General features: G+C 66.3%; 13 protein-coding genes. 6 read left to right on the forward strand and 7 right to left on the reverse strand.

Annotation, left to right across the window (positions count from 1 at the left end):
- Positions 1-12: 12 nt before the first annotated feature.
- Complete coding sequence (locus tag ACOEQ1_RS05585) at positions 13-1,719, forward strand: beta strand repeat-containing protein (RefSeq protein ID WP_419758223.1); 1,707 nt, start codon at positions 13-15, stop codon at positions 1,717-1,719.
- Between the two features lie 214 nt (positions 1,720-1,933).
- Positions 1,934-3,262 carry an alpha/beta hydrolase gene (locus tag ACOEQ1_RS05590; RefSeq protein WP_419758224.1) on the forward strand — a complete coding sequence of 443 codons (1,329 nt, stop codon included), beginning with the start codon at positions 1,934-1,936 and terminating at the stop codon, positions 3,260-3,262.
- Between the two features lie 28 nt (positions 3,263-3,290).
- Here the strand turns inward: ACOEQ1_RS05590 and ACOEQ1_RS05595 are convergent, their stop codons facing one another.
- Genes ACOEQ1_RS05595 through ACOEQ1_RS05615 form a run of 5 tightly spaced genes read right to left on the reverse strand, consistent with a single transcriptional unit; the run spans position 3,291 to position 7,801 of the window.
- Positions 3,291-4,115, reverse strand: coding sequence for an inositol monophosphatase family protein (locus tag ACOEQ1_RS05595; protein ID WP_419758225.1), 825 nt, complete (start codon positions 4,113-4,115; stop codon positions 3,291-3,293).
- On the reverse strand, positions 4,112-5,407 hold the full coding sequence (gene hflX, locus ACOEQ1_RS05600; RefSeq protein ID WP_419758226.1) for a GTPase HflX: 1,296 nt from the start codon (positions 5,405-5,407) through the stop codon (positions 4,112-4,114). Before hflX ends, ACOEQ1_RS05595 begins: the two co-directional genes overlap by 4 nt.
- On the reverse strand, positions 5,404-5,685 hold the full coding sequence (hfq, locus tag ACOEQ1_RS05605; protein WP_419758227.1) for an RNA chaperone Hfq: 282 nt from the start codon (positions 5,683-5,685) through the stop codon (positions 5,404-5,406). Before hfq ends, hflX begins: the two co-directional genes overlap by 4 nt.
- A gap of 5 nt (positions 5,686-5,690) precedes the next feature.
- Positions 5,691-6,536, reverse strand: a complete 846-nt coding sequence (locus tag ACOEQ1_RS05610; protein WP_419758228.1) for a WecB/TagA/CpsF family glycosyltransferase — start codon at positions 6,534-6,536, stop codon at positions 5,691-5,693.
- Positions 6,537-6,538: 2 nt separating this feature from the next.
- Entirely contained in the window at positions 6,539-7,801 is a 1,263-nt protein-coding gene (locus ACOEQ1_RS05615) for an outer membrane beta-barrel protein (protein ID WP_419758229.1), read from the reverse strand.
- 62 nt (positions 7,802-7,863) lie between these two features.
- On the opposite strand from ACOEQ1_RS05615, the gene ACOEQ1_RS05620 reads away from it, so the two are divergent.
- Entirely contained in the window at positions 7,864-8,886 is a 1,023-nt protein-coding gene (locus tag ACOEQ1_RS05620) for an acyltransferase family protein (RefSeq protein ID WP_419758230.1), read from the forward strand.
- Between the two features lie 2 nt (positions 8,887-8,888).
- Here ACOEQ1_RS05620 and ACOEQ1_RS05625 read toward each other — a convergent pair whose 3' ends face one another.
- Positions 8,889-11,036, reverse strand: coding sequence for a GumC family protein (locus tag ACOEQ1_RS05625; protein ID WP_419758231.1), 2,148 nt, complete (start codon positions 11,034-11,036; stop codon positions 8,889-8,891).
- A 144-nt stretch (positions 11,037-11,180) separates the two neighbouring features.
- On the opposite strand from ACOEQ1_RS05625, the gene ACOEQ1_RS05630 reads away from it, so the two are divergent.
- Positions 11,181-11,738, forward strand: a complete 558-nt coding sequence (locus ACOEQ1_RS05630) for a polysaccharide biosynthesis/export family protein (protein ID WP_419758232.1) — start codon at positions 11,181-11,183, stop codon at positions 11,736-11,738.
- A gap of 9 nt (positions 11,739-11,747) precedes the next feature.
- Here ACOEQ1_RS05630 and ACOEQ1_RS05635 read toward each other — a convergent pair whose 3' ends face one another.
- Entirely contained in the window at positions 11,748-13,301 is a 1,554-nt protein-coding gene (locus ACOEQ1_RS05635; protein ID WP_419758233.1) for an efflux transporter outer membrane subunit, read from the reverse strand.
- 149 nt (positions 13,302-13,450) lie between these two features.
- On the opposite strand from ACOEQ1_RS05635, the gene ACOEQ1_RS05640 reads away from it, so the two are divergent.
- Together ACOEQ1_RS05640 and ACOEQ1_RS05645 are read left to right on the forward strand one after the other, a co-directional pair.
- Positions 13,451-14,131, forward strand: a complete 681-nt coding sequence (locus ACOEQ1_RS05640; RefSeq protein WP_419758234.1) for a TetR/AcrR family transcriptional regulator — start codon at positions 13,451-13,453, stop codon at positions 14,129-14,131.
- Positions 14,132-14,147: 16 nt separating this feature from the next.
- Positions 14,148-15,557, forward strand: coding sequence for a dipeptidase (locus tag ACOEQ1_RS05645; RefSeq protein ID WP_419758235.1), 1,410 nt, complete (start codon positions 14,148-14,150; stop codon positions 15,555-15,557).
- Positions 15,558-15,565 lie beyond the last annotated feature (8 nt).

Below are 15,565 nucleotides of genomic sequence, written 5' to 3' on the forward strand. Positions count from 1 at the left end.
TAGAAGCCAGCGATGACTGATTATGTACTTCCGTCAGGCGGAACGACCACCAGCAGCGGCATCGTTCTGAACCCTGGCGACATGCTGACAGTTGTCAGTGGCGGCGTCGCGGTGGGAACCGTCGATAGCGGAGGTGAGACCGCAACGGGCGGTGGCATCCTGAACGGCGGGATCGATGCCGGCTACGCAGAGGTGTCAGCTGGTGGACGCGCGGTCGGACTGACAATCGAAGGCGGCGGAGACCTTTTCGTAAGCGCCGATGGTGGCGCCATTTCGTCAACCGTGGTGTCAGGCGGCTATCAGGCGGTCTACGGCGGCGGTAGCGCCGTTGACACGACGGTCCGCTCCGGCGGTGAAGAGGCAGTCTACGATGGCGGCCTCACGAGCGACTACACGGTCAGCAATGGGGGCCTGGAAGTCGTCGGGTTCCCCGGCGGCGTCGCGACGAGCGGTGTGGACGATGGCCTAGAAGTCGTCCTGTCCGGAAGTGTGGCAGACGAGGTGGACGTCGACGGCTACCTATACGTTTCTTCCGGAGGCGTTATCAGCGGCGCAGTTGTCCAGGGGGGCACTGGAATTCTGTTCTCGGGCAGCACTGCGATCGATACGTCGGTCGGGTTCGGTATCCTGTCAGCCTCTTTTGGAGTTTTTATCGACAATCTGGACGTGGGTGGCGGAGGACCTTCACTGGCGAGGGGCTCTGTCAATCTGAGAGCAGCCGATACTGTTGCTGGCACTGTCGGGGTAGGAGCCGGCGGCGTTCTTAACATATCCAGCGGCGTCGTCGGTCTGGTGGGGAACGCCACGTCCGCACCGACGGCGGTCATTTCGGGCTTCGGCCTCAGTAGCACAATCAATCTTGAGGCGCTCCCCTACTCGGGTGACGGCACCGTCAGCTTCAACGGGAGCACGCTGACCATCGTCGAAGACGGCACGACCGAGACTTTCGCTTTTGCTCCAGGGTCCGTGGACGGCACATTCGGCCTGTCCCCGAGCGACAACGGATTGGGCACTTACGTCAATCTGGTAACGTCCACGACGGGTCCCGGCATCGGAGGCAGCACGACCGTGTCAGGTGCGGGAGGCACGAACACGGTGACGGGTGGACCGGGAAACGTTACCGTCACAGGCGGCGCGGGCTCGCTCACCTTCGTCGGCGGCGCGGGTGCGGCGACGGTGACGGGCGGTTCCGGCGACACTACCCTGTTCGGCTCCACCGGCGACGCGAACAGCATGCTCACCGGCGGCTCCGGCAGCAACATCCTGGTCGCCGGGTCCGGCGGCGGTGCTTCGACCCTCGTCGGCGGTCCTGGCACCACGACCGAGTTCGGCAAAGGCAGCGGACCGGTCGAGTTCGTGGCGGGCGCGAACGGCAACACGACGATGGCCGGTCAATACGGCACGGGCGTCGAGACCTTCTTCACGGCACCCGCGACGACGGCGGTCATGGCGCTCAACGGGGCCGCGGACACGGTTGTCGGCGGCACCGGCCATTCCACGGTGATCGGCGGCGCAGGTCCGGACGTCTATGGGTTCCTCAACGGGCATGCCGGCGGCACGGAAGCCATCGAGGGGATCAAGGCAAACGACATTCTCGTCTTCGGCGGCTATACAAGCTACCCGATAGTGAGCGAGGGCGTAGTCAGCGGTTCCGACACCCTCACGCTGACGGATGGCACCGTCATCACGCTCGTCGGCTTCGGCCACAAGGTGTTCTGAGTTCGACGGTGAAGCATGGTTGAGCTGCAATTGACGGCGCGCCACAAAATTATTTCAAAGTTGCATCGGATTTGGGGGCGGCGGACTGATCGCACTTGCCGGTGTCAACTCAACTAATCTTGGCTAATGCAGGCGTCTGAACGTTTGACCGTGCAGCTTGGCCAGGGCAGTCTGACGCCGGTTAAGCGAGATTTGGCTAGGGAGCACGACAATAATGAACAAGATCACCGCCACGCTCATGGGTGGGGTTATCGCTGGCGCATTCGCAGTGCCGGCGCTTGCGTCATCCACTGCCTGCCCGACGGGAAATGCCTCCGTGCCGCCGGGAGCCAACACGACAAAGCCGACAGCGCCCTTCTACATCGATACCACAGACCTCAACCTGAGCACCTCGCCACCGACCCGTGACCCAGCAAACCCGGCCTACCCGAACGCGACGGCATCGCCCTCGGGAACGCTGCCCTCGGCGACAGCGGACGGCAACTTCATCATAGGGCCGGCACACCCGCCCGCGCCTGAAACCGTCGCTGATAACGGTGTGCCGAAAGGCAAAGTCCTCTCTCTTACGATGTCGTCCGCAGACAGCGTGATCTACAAGCCCGGCTTCGTCCGCGCCGATCCGCAGAACTGCCTCGACGCAGCCATCTTCTCGGCGAAAACGGCACCTGGTGACCCGTCAAACGTTCTTGTACCGACGAGCCAGGCCGGCACCTGGACGCGCGCGGTGGACGTCTATGTTCCCGCCGAACTCCCGAGAGGAACACCGGCGCCGTTCATCGTCGTGGGCGATGGCGGGCCGCACGGCTTCTTCTCGGAGAAGCAGTTTTTCACTGTGCTCGACAATCTCATCCACGAGCACCGCATCCCGCCGATCGTTGCCATCGGGATCGGTGCCGGCGGGCAGGATGCCCAGGGCAGCGAACGCGGTCGCGAGTATGACGCTGTGTCAGGCACCTACGCGGAGTGGGTGGAGCGGGAAGTGCTGCCGCTGGTCGAGCACCAGGCCGACATCCAACTGACGCACAATCCGGACGGTCGCGCCACCATGGGCATCAGTTCGAGCGGCTCGGCCGCCTTTACGATGGCCTGGTTCCACCCGGAACTTTATCACCGGGTGCTCGCCTACTCGCCGACCATGGTCAATCAGCAATGGCCCCACGATCCCGCGCTTCCGGGTGGAGCCTGGGAATACCATGACGCATGGGCCGGGCCACAGCCGGCTGGCCTCGGCGTGAACGGCGTCCATGTGACGAACACGGATATGGCCACCGGCGCTCCGCTCATTCCGAACAGCGCGCGCAAGCCGATCCGCTTCTGGTTCGAGGTGGGCGACCGCGACCTGTTCTATCCCGATGCGCCGCTCGCGGACGGCATGCACGACTGGACGCTCGCCGACGAGGATATGGCAAAGGTCTTGGCCGCCAAAGGCTACCAGTACCAGTTCCTCTTCTCGCGGAATGCCACTCATGTGGATGCCGCGACCGTTGCGGAGACACTGCCGGAGGCGCTGGAATGGCTCTGGCAGGGTTACCCGGCACACTGAACGCCAGCCTCGCGAAGGCCGACAGGCCCTACTCCATCAACCCCCGCACCGCGTCCCAGCTCGCGCGGTCGGGGGCGAGAATAATACCGCCCCGCGTCTCGGTCGGCGTATAGGGCGAGCCGTCCAGGCGCGCCGAATAGCCGCCCGCCTCGCGATGGATGAGCCAGCCCGGCGCGTGATCCCAAGGCATCATGCGCGCAAACAACGCCACATGCGCGAAACCCTGAGCCAGCAGCCGATACTCGTGCGCGGCGTTGCGGTAGTCCCAGGTCGTCGCGAACCGGGGCAGAGCCGTCAGCATCCGCGCCCGCTCCGGCTCCGGCAGATAGCGCCAGTTGATCGCGCCCGTCATACGCGCCAGCGGCACCGGCTCGGCGACCCGCAGATCCTTGCGCGCGCCAGAGGGCTGCTCCATCCAGGCCCCCTCGCCGCGCAGCGCCAACGCGCCGTCGCCGCCGATTGGGTCATGGATCACGCTCGCCACGATCTCGCCCCGCACCATCGCCGCCAGCATTACGCCGAACAGCGGCAAACCGGCGGCGAAATTTGCCGTCCCGTCCACCGGGTCGACCACGAAAGCGAGGTCGGCGTCGGCGATCCGGCGCAGCAGGCCGGGATCGGCGGCGGTCGCTTCCTCGCCAACCACCAGAGCACCCGGGAACATCCGCCCGATGCCCGCCGTGATCAGCCGCTCTGCCGCCTCGTCCGCATCGGTCACCAAGTCGAGCGGACCCGTCTTCATCCGGATCGTGCCCTCGCCCAGGTGCCGGAACCGGGGCAGGATCTCCGCCTCCGCCGCCTGCCGCATCAGCAGCCAAAGATCCTGGAGCTGTCCAGCCGTCAGCCCCCTCATACCAAGCTCTCGAACCGGGCCCGGTCGGCCGGCAACATACGGACAGTCACGCGGATCGCCTCCTCCTCATCCTCTCGCGTCAGCACCTCGCCGTGCCGGTAAAGCCAGGCGAGCTTCGCCCCATCCGACGGCACGATCTGGAACGACGCCACCTCTTTGGCGCTCGCCAGCCGCTCATCGATCGCCGCGCGCAGGGTGTCCAGACCGTCCCCGTTCAACGCCGAGATGGCGATTGTGCTGGCGTCCTCGACCAGCCCCGGCACCTCGGAGACGCCACCCAGCAGATCCGCCTTGTTCAACACGTCGATCGTCCGCTTCGGCCAGTCGGCATCGAGCGTGCCGTCCTGCACCATGCCGGCCAGCACGCCCAGCACATCCGCCTTCTGCGCCGCCGTATCGGGATGCGCGATGTCACGGACATGAAGAATGACATCGGCCTCGGCCACCTCCTCGAGCGTCGCCCGGAAGGCCGCGACCAGCTCGGTCGGCAGATCGCTGATGAAACCCACCGTGTCGGAGAGGATCGCCGGCGACCCCGATGGCAACGCTATGCTGCGCATGGTCGGGTCGAGCGTCGCGAACAGCTGGTCCTCGGCATGGACCGTCGCACCCGTCATCGCGTTGAACAGCGTCGACTTGCCGGCGTTCGTGTAGCCGATCAACGCGATCACCGGGTAGGGCGTGCGCTGACGCGCGTGACGATGCAATCCGCGCGTGCGCCGCACCTCCTCGATCTCGCGTTTCAGCCGCGCCATGCGGGTGGAGATAAGCCGGCGGTCCGCTTCGATCTGCGTCTCGCCCGGGCCGCCGAGGAAGCCGAAGCCGCCGCGCTGACGCTCCAAGTGGGTCCAGGACCGCACGAGCCGCGAGCGCTGATAGTCGAGATGCGCCAACTCGACCTGGAGAGCGCCTTCCCGCGTCCGCGCGCGCTCGCCGAAGATATCGAGGATAAGACCGGTTCGGTCGATGACCTTACAACCCCAGGCGCGCTCGAGATTGCGCTGCTGAACCGGCGACAGCGACGTGTCCATCACCACCAGCGCCACCTCATGCTCCTTCAGATCAGCGTGCACATTCTCGACCTGCCCCTCGCCGAGCAGCGCCGATGGCCGGCGGTGGCGGAGCGGCACGATGGCGGAATGCACGAGGACAAGCCCGATGGAAGCGGCGAGCCCCATGGCCTCGGCCAGTCGCGCTTCGGCGGAACGGCGATTGTCGCTGGCTTCCTCCCGCTCCCAGGGCAGAATGACGGCGGCCCGCGTCGGGGCGCCGCCCATGACAGGCTCGTTCATGCCGGAGTGACCGATAAGACCTCGCGCCCGGGCGCCGCCTCCGTTTTCAGAGGGTCGAAGAGCTGGATCGGCGCGCCCGGCATCACCGTGCTGATCGCATGCTTGTAGACGAGCTGGGTATGCCCGTCCCGCCGCAGAAGCACGGAGAAATTGTCAAACCAGGTGATGATCCCCTGGAGCTTCACGCCGTTCACGAGGAAGACCGTCACCGGCGTCTTGTTCTTCCGCACATGGTTCAGGAACACGTCCTGAACATTCTGCGTCTTCTCAGTTGCCACTAGAACTATCCTTTTTCTTGTTGCGCTGCCCGCATCATGGTGCTCACGCTCTCACGCGTGGCACTGTGGTGATGCAAGTCTTGTACTACAACCGCCGGGTTGGGCACTAGCTGACCCCCGGCAGCCCCGCCATCACGCCACCGCGCGACCAGCAGAAGCCACAGCACGGACCAGTCGTCGATCAGATAACGGCGCCCGAGCCGCCGCGGCTCGCGGCTTAGGCGGAAGAGCCATTCGAACCCCAGCCGGCGGCACCAGCACGGCGCCCGCGGCGTCAGTCCGGTCCAGAAGTCGAGCGCCGCGCCCACGCAAAGGCCGATGCCGGTTCCGCCCATGGCCTGGATCGCCGCCGCCAGCCGCTCCTGCACCGGAGAGCCGACCGCGAGCAGGGTGAAGCGCGCCGGATGGGCAACGGCGAAGCAGACTGCGTGCGCGAAGGCATCGGCGTCCTCGGACAGGCGCGGAGGCGGCTGATGGTGGTCCACCAGCACCCACGGCCGCCGATCCCGCAGGATCGCCACGCCGGCAGGGTCGAGGCCGATGATGGTCACCCGGTCGCCCGGACACAGATGCCGGTCAAGGATTTCGGCTAGAATGTCGGTGCCTGTCGCCACCGCGGGCGGCCGAAGACCGACCAGGCGTGCCACATGCGCGATCGCCATCGAATCGAGGCACCGCCACTCCGCGCGGTCGTAGAGCGTGGCGAGGCCCGGCGACCGGCCGAGACGCACGAAATGGTCGGCATTGGGTGTGACCAGATAGGCGAAGGTCGCATCGTCACGCCGTTGCGCGAGCCGCTCGGCGACGGTCGCCGCCTCCGCATCCAGGAACGACAATCCGAGGAAATTCATGATCACAGGCCCGCCGTCATGCTCAGCATGAACACGTCCTCACCAAAGGGGGTTGCAGTGCTACTTTGATGATCTGTCAACGTGAGCGTCGCCCGCGCCCGCAGCACTGGGCTGATGAGCCATTGCAGGCCGACGCGGCCGGTGATGAACGTTTCGGAGGCCCCGGTGAAATCTGCGCGGTCGAGGTCGGCGCCGAGGTGAAGGATGAGGTCGCGCCGCAGCTCGCGGTCCATCGCGACACCGCCGATGGTGGCGACGTAATCACCCTCGCCTTCGTCGGCGGCAGACTCGATCTGCCGGAACAGCGCGGCGTGCCAGGTGGTGCGCTCGTTCGGCTGCCAGGTGACGGCGGCATCCATGAGCGGCACGAACTGGTTCTCGTAGGAGGAACGATAGACGCGCCCGCCGGCGCCGGCCTGGATGCGCCAGCCCCAGACGCCGTCGAGATCGTGCTCCACGCCGAGCATGACCGTGCCGCCGGCATAATCCCGCGCCGGCTCGCCGAGCGTCTGGTTGGGATAATGGCCCGCATCCGGCTCGATGCTGAGCAACGCGCGATTGGGATCGTCGTATTCCTTGATCCCGTAGGAGACGGTGAGCCCGGCCTCGGCCACCACCCGGTCGCGATAGGCTTGGCTCGCCGCGACCCCGCCGATGGTTGCCGACCCGAACTCGTACTGGCTCAGGTCGAAGCTCGGCTGGATGGTCAGCCGGCTTGCCGGCGTCTGCGCGCTCAGCCGCAGGGTGTTGACCGCATAAGACAGAGGCTCGTCGTACTGCGCCGCGTCCAGGGCCGTATCGTTCTCGTGCAGGGCGAGATGCGCGACCGCCGCGGTGACGGCGCAGTCGGCGAGGTCGAAGGTGCCGCCCACGGCGGCGGTCCAGTCCGTGTCTGAAATTCCGGGTCCGTCGAGGTAGCGGATGTCGTCGGCCGAGGCCTCGGCGGTGACGCTGTATCCGGTGTCCTTCGCGTTGAGCGTGACGGACGGGGCCGTCTCGACAATCCAGCTCGGCTGCCGCCCGGCAAGAATGGCGCTGTCGTGGCCGATGCTTTCGGTCACCTCCGGGTGCAGCAGCTCTGCGCCGAGGGGGATTTCATGCCAGGCTGTGTCGGTCTGGATGCGGGAGGTGACGGACACGCCCTGCCCGGTGTCGAAACCAGGCACGTCGCTGGGGTAGGCGGTCTCGATCAGCTGCGCGCGCGCGGACCGGGCCGGCAGCAGGCCATAGAGAACAACCACAGGCAGGATCTTCCAAAGCCGCAAGGCCGCATCCGTTACGATAGGCGACCGTCATAGCCTTTTCATAACGGTTTCGATATAGTTTGATGATGGAAGATAATGTTTGGCGGCGGCGGGATCTCGACCGCGGCAAAACCCTGGCGATCCTGCTCGTCGTCTTCGGGCATATCGTTGCGCGTGAGGATCCGTCAGGCGGCGGCTGGGGTGCTGCCTGGTACGAGCCGGCGCGGGCGGCCGTTTACTCCTTCCACATCCCCTTCCTGTTCTACCTGAGCGGCTACGCGGCTCATTGGTCCGGTGCGACCGCGGCATGCGGCCCGGCATATGGCAACCTGCTCCGCCGCAGGGCGAAGCGCTTGCTGGTCCCTGCACTTGTTTTCGGCGTCGCCATCCTCGTCGGCAAAATCGCGATGATGGACGAGTTGCATGTGGACCATGCGCCGGCGTCGTTCGTAAGCGGCCTCGTGGACCTCGTCTGGCGGACCGATCGCAGCCCGGCGCAGTCAGTTTGGTACATCATCGTTCTGTTCTTCTATGCTGCGGGCGCCCCCATGCTGCTGCCCCTGCTGCGCCGCTACGGACCGGCGCTCCTGGTGGTGTCCGCGCCGCTGGCGCTCCTGCCCGTCCCGCCGATCCTCTATGCCGACCGCATCGTCACCTACGTGCCGTTCTTTCTCGCGGGCATGGTCGTGGCCGATCGCGATCTCGCCTGGTGTCGCTGGCTCGATGCCTGGCGGGTTCCGCTCGCCGTGCTGTTCGCGCTCGCGCTATGCGTCGATCTGCGCGCCGGAGCGGCGGTCCCGCGCAATCTCGCGATGCTTGGCGTGAGCATCGTGGCGTTGCCGGCGCTGCATGCCATCGTCCGTCAGCTACCCTATGCGGCGCGGCGGCTGCTCGATTGGCTCGGCGCTTACGCCTTCGCCATCTATCTGCTCAACACGATCTTCATCGGCCTCGCCAAGGCTCTGTTGATGAAGCAAATTCCCTGGGAGGCGGATTGGTTTCCGCTGTTCGCGGCGGGACTGATGGCCGCGGGCGTCGCTGGGCCGATCCTCGCGAAGACGCTGCTGTTCCGGCCTGTGCCCGTGCTGGACCGCCTCACGCGCTGATTTCAGTTGCTGTCCGTCGCGTAGGCCGCATACCGCCGGGAGGCGATTTCCGCCTCCGGAAAGCCGCGGAGGGCGCGGGACCGGGTTCCCACCTGCGTCAGAACCACGCCGAGAGAGCGTCCCGTCTGCGGCCCCAGCAGCCCGCGCACATGAGCGGCCAACCGACGGGGCGTATGGTTCCAGCGGATGCAGAGCAGAATGCCCTCGGCCATCTCGGCCAAGACCAGAGCGTCCGCGCTCGCCAGGATCGGCGGCCCATCGAGCACCACGAGGTCGTAATCGCGCCGCCACCCCTCGGTCGAGATCTTGACCGACAGATGGCCGATCCCGCGGCCATCCTGGGGTCGCCCCGCTGGCAGGAAGGCGAGACCGGAAAACCCGTCCGCATGCACAAGGCTTTGGGTATCGCCTCGATCCGCCAGCAGTTCGCCGAGGCCCGGCAAGTCGGCCGCTCCCATGATGCGGCTGAGGTTACGGCGCCAGAGATCGCAGTCGACCAACAGCACCCGCTCGCCGGCGCGGGCGGCCGAGCGCGCAAGCGCCAGAGCGAGGCTCGATTTGCCTTCACCGGGCCGGACGGAGGTGATGGCGAGCAGCCGGGGGCAGGCCGCGGCCAACCGCAGCCGGCCGCGCAACTGGGCCAGCTGGCGTGCGGCCGTGGTGCCTTCCCGGGCGAGCGCCTCCATCCATTGCCCGCCGCCGCCGCCGACGTTCAGGCCCAATGGGGCACGCAGAGGCGGGATGGCGCCGATGCAGGGAAGGCGCAGGATTGCGTGCACTTCGGCCTCGCTCCGGAAAGACGTGGCCATGGTTTCCCGCGCCCAGGCGAGAGCGGCTCCGGTCACCAGGCCCGCCAGGGCAGACGCCGCCAGCAGCAGGCTGCCGTGTGGCGAGGATGGCTTGGCCGGCGGTTCCGCACGCGAAAGGATGCGGCTATCCGGCGTCTCGATCGCTTCCTGCTGCGTGGTCTGGTCCATGCGGGACAGCAAGGTCTGGAGCAGCATGCGTGTGGCGTCGGCATCCTGCCCCATCGCCTGCAGAGGCACGTCGGCCTCGGCCTCGCGCGCGCTCTCCTTCTGGAGCGTGAGAAGATTGTTCTGCAGGGTCGTCAGCCGGGTCTGGGCCGCCTGCGCATCGGTCATCACCCCTGACCGCGCGGCCGAGGTCTCCGCCCCGGCTGCGGCCTGAAGTGCGCCGAGCAGCTTGCGGAGCGCCCTCACCTCCGGATGGTTCGGCCCGAGATGGCCGAGCGCGGCATCGAGATTGGCCTGGGCCTGCGCCTCCTGAAGCCGGATGGTGATGACGTTCTGAGACATTCCGGCACCATCCGCGGAGACATCGCGCCGGGCGCGCGCCGCCGCGAGATCGTTCTCGGCGCGCATGAGGTCGTCTCCGAGCGTGCTGAGTTCCTCCGTGCCCATCCCCGCCTGGACACCGGCGATGAGCCCGTTCTGCTGGCGATAGCGCGCGATGGCGGCCTCCTGCGCCAGTAGATTGACGCGCAGGCTGACGGCGCGGTTCTCCATCCAGTCGTTCGCGGCACGCAAGGCAGCGGTTTTGAAGCCGAGCTGATCGGCCAGGTAGAGGTCCATGATCCTGTTCGTGACCGCCGCGGCGATCATGGGGTTACGCGCGGTGAAGGAGACGGCGAAGACCCGGCTGTCGTTGATCGGCACGACGGCGATGGAACGCAGCACCTGGGCATCCAGCAGGAGCGAACGCGCCGCCGGTGAACTATGCGGGCGGCTGGTGAAGCCAGGTTGATGGCCAAGATCGAGATCGAGCGAAACACGATGCGCGATGGACAGGCTGGCGAGGATGGCGCCTTGGCTTGCCACGACCGCATCCGTGGTCGGGTCGGTCTTCAGGATGCTCTGCAACACCTCGGGCGCGTAACCGGCGGGATCGTAGATCACGGTTCCGGTCGCCGTGTAGAGCAACGGCATCCGCGAGACGGCGACGAAGCCCAGCGCAGGCATGAGCAGCATCGGGATGACGATGGTCCACAACTGACGCGCGACGACGCCGCGGATCAGTTCGGCGCCTCCCCGAACCGATTGCTCCGACGCGGCGGGGCCGCGCGCATCCGTCCCGTTTTCCCAGCTCCGGGCAAAATGCGATGGGCCTCGCCCGTCCGCATCATCCAGCACGATCGGCACTCCTCATCCCGTCATCAATTTGATACGGTATTGGAACATACCCTGCTCGGATGTATTTGTTAAACGTTCTCTGCATGGAGGTCAGTAGTTTTGATTACGTATCGGTCCATGTCGCGGCGGCAACGGCGAGCGAAGTTGCCAACCTTGTTCGGGCTGAGCTTGCTCGGCCTGTTGGCGGCCTGCGCGCCGACCGGAAGCGACTTGCCTCCTTTGCCGCCGCTCGGGGTCGCCGGCGCCTATCACCTCGGCCCGGGGGACCGCGTGCGCGTCCTCGTCTACGGCGACAAGGAACTGAGCGACGTCTTTTCGATCGGCGACGATGGTCTCATCTCGTTGCCGCTCGCCGGGGATGTGTCGGCGAGCGGCCACACGCCAAGCCAGCTCGCGGATGCGATCGGAGCGAGCCTCAAGCGGCGCGGCATGATCGAAGACCCGTCGGTCGCCGTGGAGGTCGTCTCCTATCGGCCGATCTTCATCCTCGGCGAGGTCATCCATCCCGGCCAATATCCGTACGAGCCGGACATGACGGTCATCGCCGCCGTGTCGCTCGGGGGTGGCTACACCTACCGTGCGATCCAGAGCTACGAGGGCGTGGTGCGCACGCAGGGAGCGAAGACCAGCGACGGGCTCGTCCACCCGCCGGACCGGCTGCAGCCGGGCGACGTGATCACGATCTTCGATCGAGTTTACTGAACCGGCTCTTCAGCTCGCATTGCCTCGGGTGATTGCCGTCTTGAGCGTCTGCCCGACGGAGCCGTTCGGCTCGCGCTCGTTGGACGGCGTCGGGAAGGTATCCTCCCAGCCGCCGCCGAGCGCCAGATAGAGCGCCACAAGATCGGTCGACACCGCCGCGGTGCTGTTCTGATAGCTGCTCTGGCTCGACAACACCGCCTGCTGGGCATTCAGAACGTCGATGTAGGTGGCGATGCCCTCGGTGTAGCGCTGCTGGGCGAGGTTGAAGGCACGCTCGTTCGCCGCGACGGCCTGACGCAGCAGGTGGCGCCGCTCTTGCTCCTTCTCGTAGTCGGTCAGATCGTTGTCGACATCCGAAAAGGCCGACAGCACCGTCTTGTCGTAGTTGATGACGGCCTCCTTCTGCTGCGCCCGGCGAAGATGCAGCGTCTCGACCAGCCTGCCGCCCTCGAAGACAGGCACCGACACCATACCGCCCAACAGGTAAGTCCGGGATGCGAGGGTGAAGAGATCGGACGTTTGGGTGGACTGGATATCGAACAGGCCGAGCAGGTCGACCGTCGGGAAGAAGTTCGCGACCGCGACGCCGATATTGGCAGTCGCCACATGAAGGTTGGCCTCGGCCTCGACGATGTCCGGGCGGCGGCGCAGCAGCTCCGAAGGCAAGCCGATCGGGATCGCCCGCGGGGTCGGGGGTACGGGCTCCGCTGTCGCCAACTCGGACTGCAGCGCGCGCGGCGGCTCGCCGAGGAGCAAGCTGAGCGCGTTGATGTAGGAAGCCACCTGGTCCTGCGCTTGCGGGATCGTCGCCTCCGTCGTCGTCAGCTGCGCCTGTTCCTGCGCCACATCCAATTCATCCGTGAGGCCCGCCGTCGCGCGCTGCATGGTCAGGCTGAGCAGGTTCCGCGCGGTGCGGACGTTGTCCTCATCGATCCGCAGCAGGGACTGGGCGTTGCGCAGCTGGATGTAGTCGCGCGCGACCTCGGCGATCGTCTGGATGAGCGTTCCTCGCCGGTCGACTTCGGAGACTTCGACATCAGCGTTGCCCGCCTCGACCTGGCGCCGCACCTTGCCCCATATATCGAGCGTCCAGGTGGCGTCGAAACCGTATTGATAGAGCGAAAGAGGATTGATTTCGTTCGACACGGGAGCAGCGGCGGCGCCCGAAGCACCGCCGGACGAGCCACCGCCGAGTTGCAGCCCGTTGTTGCTCGCCTTGTAGTCAGCGGCGCTCGCGCTGCCGGTGACGCTCGGGAAGAACGCCGCGGCGGTGATGCCCGCATTCGCCCGCGCCTCGGTCAGACGGACCGTTGCCGTCAACACGTCGAGGTTCTGCGCCGCCGCCCGTTGTTCGAGCGAATCGAGTTCGGGATCATGAAAGCTCTCCCACCACTCGACGTCGATGGGCTGCGGCACCGGCTGACTTGCCGCATTGGCGGGCGGCCTGCCGGCAAACCACGACAGTGGATTGTAAGGCGAGGTCGGGTGGTGAAAATCCGGGCCGACGGTGCAGCCGGAGACCATGAACAGAAGGGCCAGAGAAACGACAGGCCGGCTCGTCATCGCCCGCATGCGATGAAAGGCTTGTCTCTCTACCCTAAGGACCACCGTTTCCGCTCCTGCCGAGTGCTTTGACCGAACGGTTCGGTTAGCTGCTTGTATGATAGGTCCAGGCCAGCCATTGTCAAATTTGCGAGCAGGATGAAAAGACCGTGGCAGACATCGGTTCCGGACCTTCGGAGTCTCTCGTCGATCCGCTTTCGCCGGAGCGGCGTCACGCTATTCTGGATGGCGCCGGCCGGGTATTCGCCCGCGACGGATATGAAGGCGCGAGCATGGCCCAGATCGCCCGGGAAATCGGCGTGTCGAAGGGTACGCTCTACAACTATTTTCCGAGCAAGGCAGCACTGTTCAGCGGATTCATCTCCGCGAGCTGCGACCAGAGCCTCAAGCGTATCTTCGACATCCCGCCCAGCGACAACGAGCCCGAGGAGACGCTCTTCCGGGCTGGCAAAAGCATCCTCGAGATGATGCTCTCCCCGTTCCGCCAGGCAATCCACCGGATGGTGATGTCGGAGGCCGGACAGTTTCCGGAGCTGGCCCGGGCCTTCTTCGAGGCCGGGCCCCAGCGCGGGCTGAACTACCTCTCCCATTGGCTGCGCCAGGAGACGGCGGCCGGCCGGCTGATCGTGCCCGATCCCGATTTCGCTGCCGAGCAGTTCTTCGCCCTGTGCCAGACCAAGCTCGTCATGCGGGCAAGGCTCCGCCTGATCGAGACGGCCGATCCGGCCGAGTCGGAACGGGTGGTCGCCGGCGCGGTTTCGGTCTTTCTGAAGGCGTATGCGCCCGCGCAACCTCGCGCCTACGGCGTCGCGCCGATCCAGCACAATTGAAAAAGGACCCAGCGTGATGTCCAGCAATCAGGTTGAAGCCGTCCTCGCAAATCTCGAGACAACGCAGGACGAAGCGCGGGCCCGGCTCTTCGACCTGCTGCGCATCCCGAGCATCAGTGCGCAGCCTGCCCATGCCGAGGATTGTGCTCAGGCGGCGCGATGGCTGGCGCATGAGTTCGCCGCCATCGGCTTCACGACCGAAATCCGCGAGACAGCAGGCCATCCGATCGTCCTCGGTCACTATGCCGGGCCGGAAGGTGCGGATGCACAGGCCCGGCCGCATGTTCTGTTCTATGGCCATTACGACGTGCAGCCGGCCGATCCGCTGGACCTGTGGGAAAGCCCGCCGTTCGAACCGCAGCTGGTGGACCATGCGGAGGGTCCGCGGATCGTTGCGCGCGGCGCCGTCGACGACAAGGGTCAGGTCGTCGCGTTCCTTTGTGCCTGCCGGGCCTGGTATCTCTCGACCGGCGCCCTGCCCGTCCGCATCACGCTGCTGCTCGAGGGCGAGGAGGAAATCGGCTCCCCCAACCTGGACGGCTTCCTCGCGGCCAATCGCTCGGAGCTTGCAGCGGATGTTGCTCTCATCAGCGATACGGGGATGTGGGACCGGACGACGCCCGCGATCACCTCCCAGCTGCGCGGCATGGTCTACGTGCAGATCGACCTTTTCGGGCCATCGCGCGATCTGCATTCCGGCATGTACGGGGGATCGGCGCTTAATCCAATCAACGCGCTGACCCGCATCCTTGGGGACCTGCACGACGATCAGGGCCGCGTCCGCATCCCCGGCTTCTATGACGGCGTCGCCGAGTTGCCGGCGGCCCTTGCCGCGCAATGGAACGCGCTCGGCTTCGATGAGCGGGCGATGCTGAGGGCTGTCGGCCTATCGGCCCCGTCCGGCGAGGTCGGGCGGTCCGCGTTGGAGCGCCTATGGGCACGGCCGACGGCCGATCTGAACGGGATCTGGGGCGGCTATACGGGGGCGGGCTCCAAAACCGTCATCCCGTCCGAAGCCCATGCCAAGCTCTCGTGCCGTCTGGTGCCGGGGCAAGATCCGGCGGCGGTCCTGGCCGGGCTGCGGCAGTTCGTGACGGAGCGGACGCCGCCCGGCGCGCGAGTCGTCATCCAGGACTTCAACGCGAGCCCGGGTGTGGCCGTGCCTGTGGAAGGCCCCTTCATTGCGGCGGCGGCGGCGGCGCTCACCGAAGAATACGGCAAGCCGCCGGTCATGATGGGCTGTGGCGGGTCGATCCCGGTCGTCGGCTCTCTGAAGAGTTTGTTGGGGCTCGACACGATACTGATGGGTTTCGGCCTGGAGGACGACCAGGTCCACAGTCCGAACGAGAAGTTCGACTGGGCATGCTTCGAAGGCGGTGCGCGCAGCCACGCCCGGCTGCTCGGCAAGCTTGGCGGGTTCGGCTGAGAGCCGGA

It is taken from the genome of Acidisoma sp. (assembly GCF_965199065.1).
Lineage (GTDB): Bacteria > Pseudomonadota > Alphaproteobacteria > Acetobacterales > Acetobacteraceae > Acidisoma.

Bases quoted from the DNA above. Each gene is read 5' to 3' on its own strand.
- hflX (WP_419758226.1), bottom strand. From the start codon at position 5,407: ATGAACGAGCCTGTCATGGGCGGCGCCCCGACGCGGGCCGCCGTCATT.
- ACOEQ1_RS05585 (WP_419758223.1), top strand. From the start codon at position 13: ATGACTGATTATGTACTTCCGTCAGGCGGAACGACCACCAGCAGCGGC.
- ACOEQ1_RS05610 (WP_419758228.1), bottom strand. From the start codon at position 6,536: ATGAATTTCCTCGGATTGTCGTTCCTGGATGCGGAGGCGGCGACCGTC.
- ACOEQ1_RS05590 (WP_419758224.1), top strand. From the start codon at position 1,934: ATGAACAAGATCACCGCCACGCTCATGGGTGGGGTTATCGCTGGCGCA.
- ACOEQ1_RS05645 (WP_419758235.1), top strand. From the start codon at position 14,148: ATGTCCAGCAATCAGGTTGAAGCCGTCCTCGCAAATCTCGAGACAACG.
- ACOEQ1_RS05635 (WP_419758233.1), bottom strand. From the start codon at position 13,301: ATGACGAGCCGGCCTGTCGTTTCTCTGGCCCTTCTGTTCATGGTCTCC.
- ACOEQ1_RS05595 (WP_419758225.1), bottom strand. From the start codon at position 4,115: ATGAGGGGGCTGACGGCTGGACAGCTCCAGGATCTTTGGCTGCTGATG.
- ACOEQ1_RS05620 (WP_419758230.1), top strand. From the start codon at position 7,864: ATGATGGAAGATAATGTTTGGCGGCGGCGGGATCTCGACCGCGGCAAA.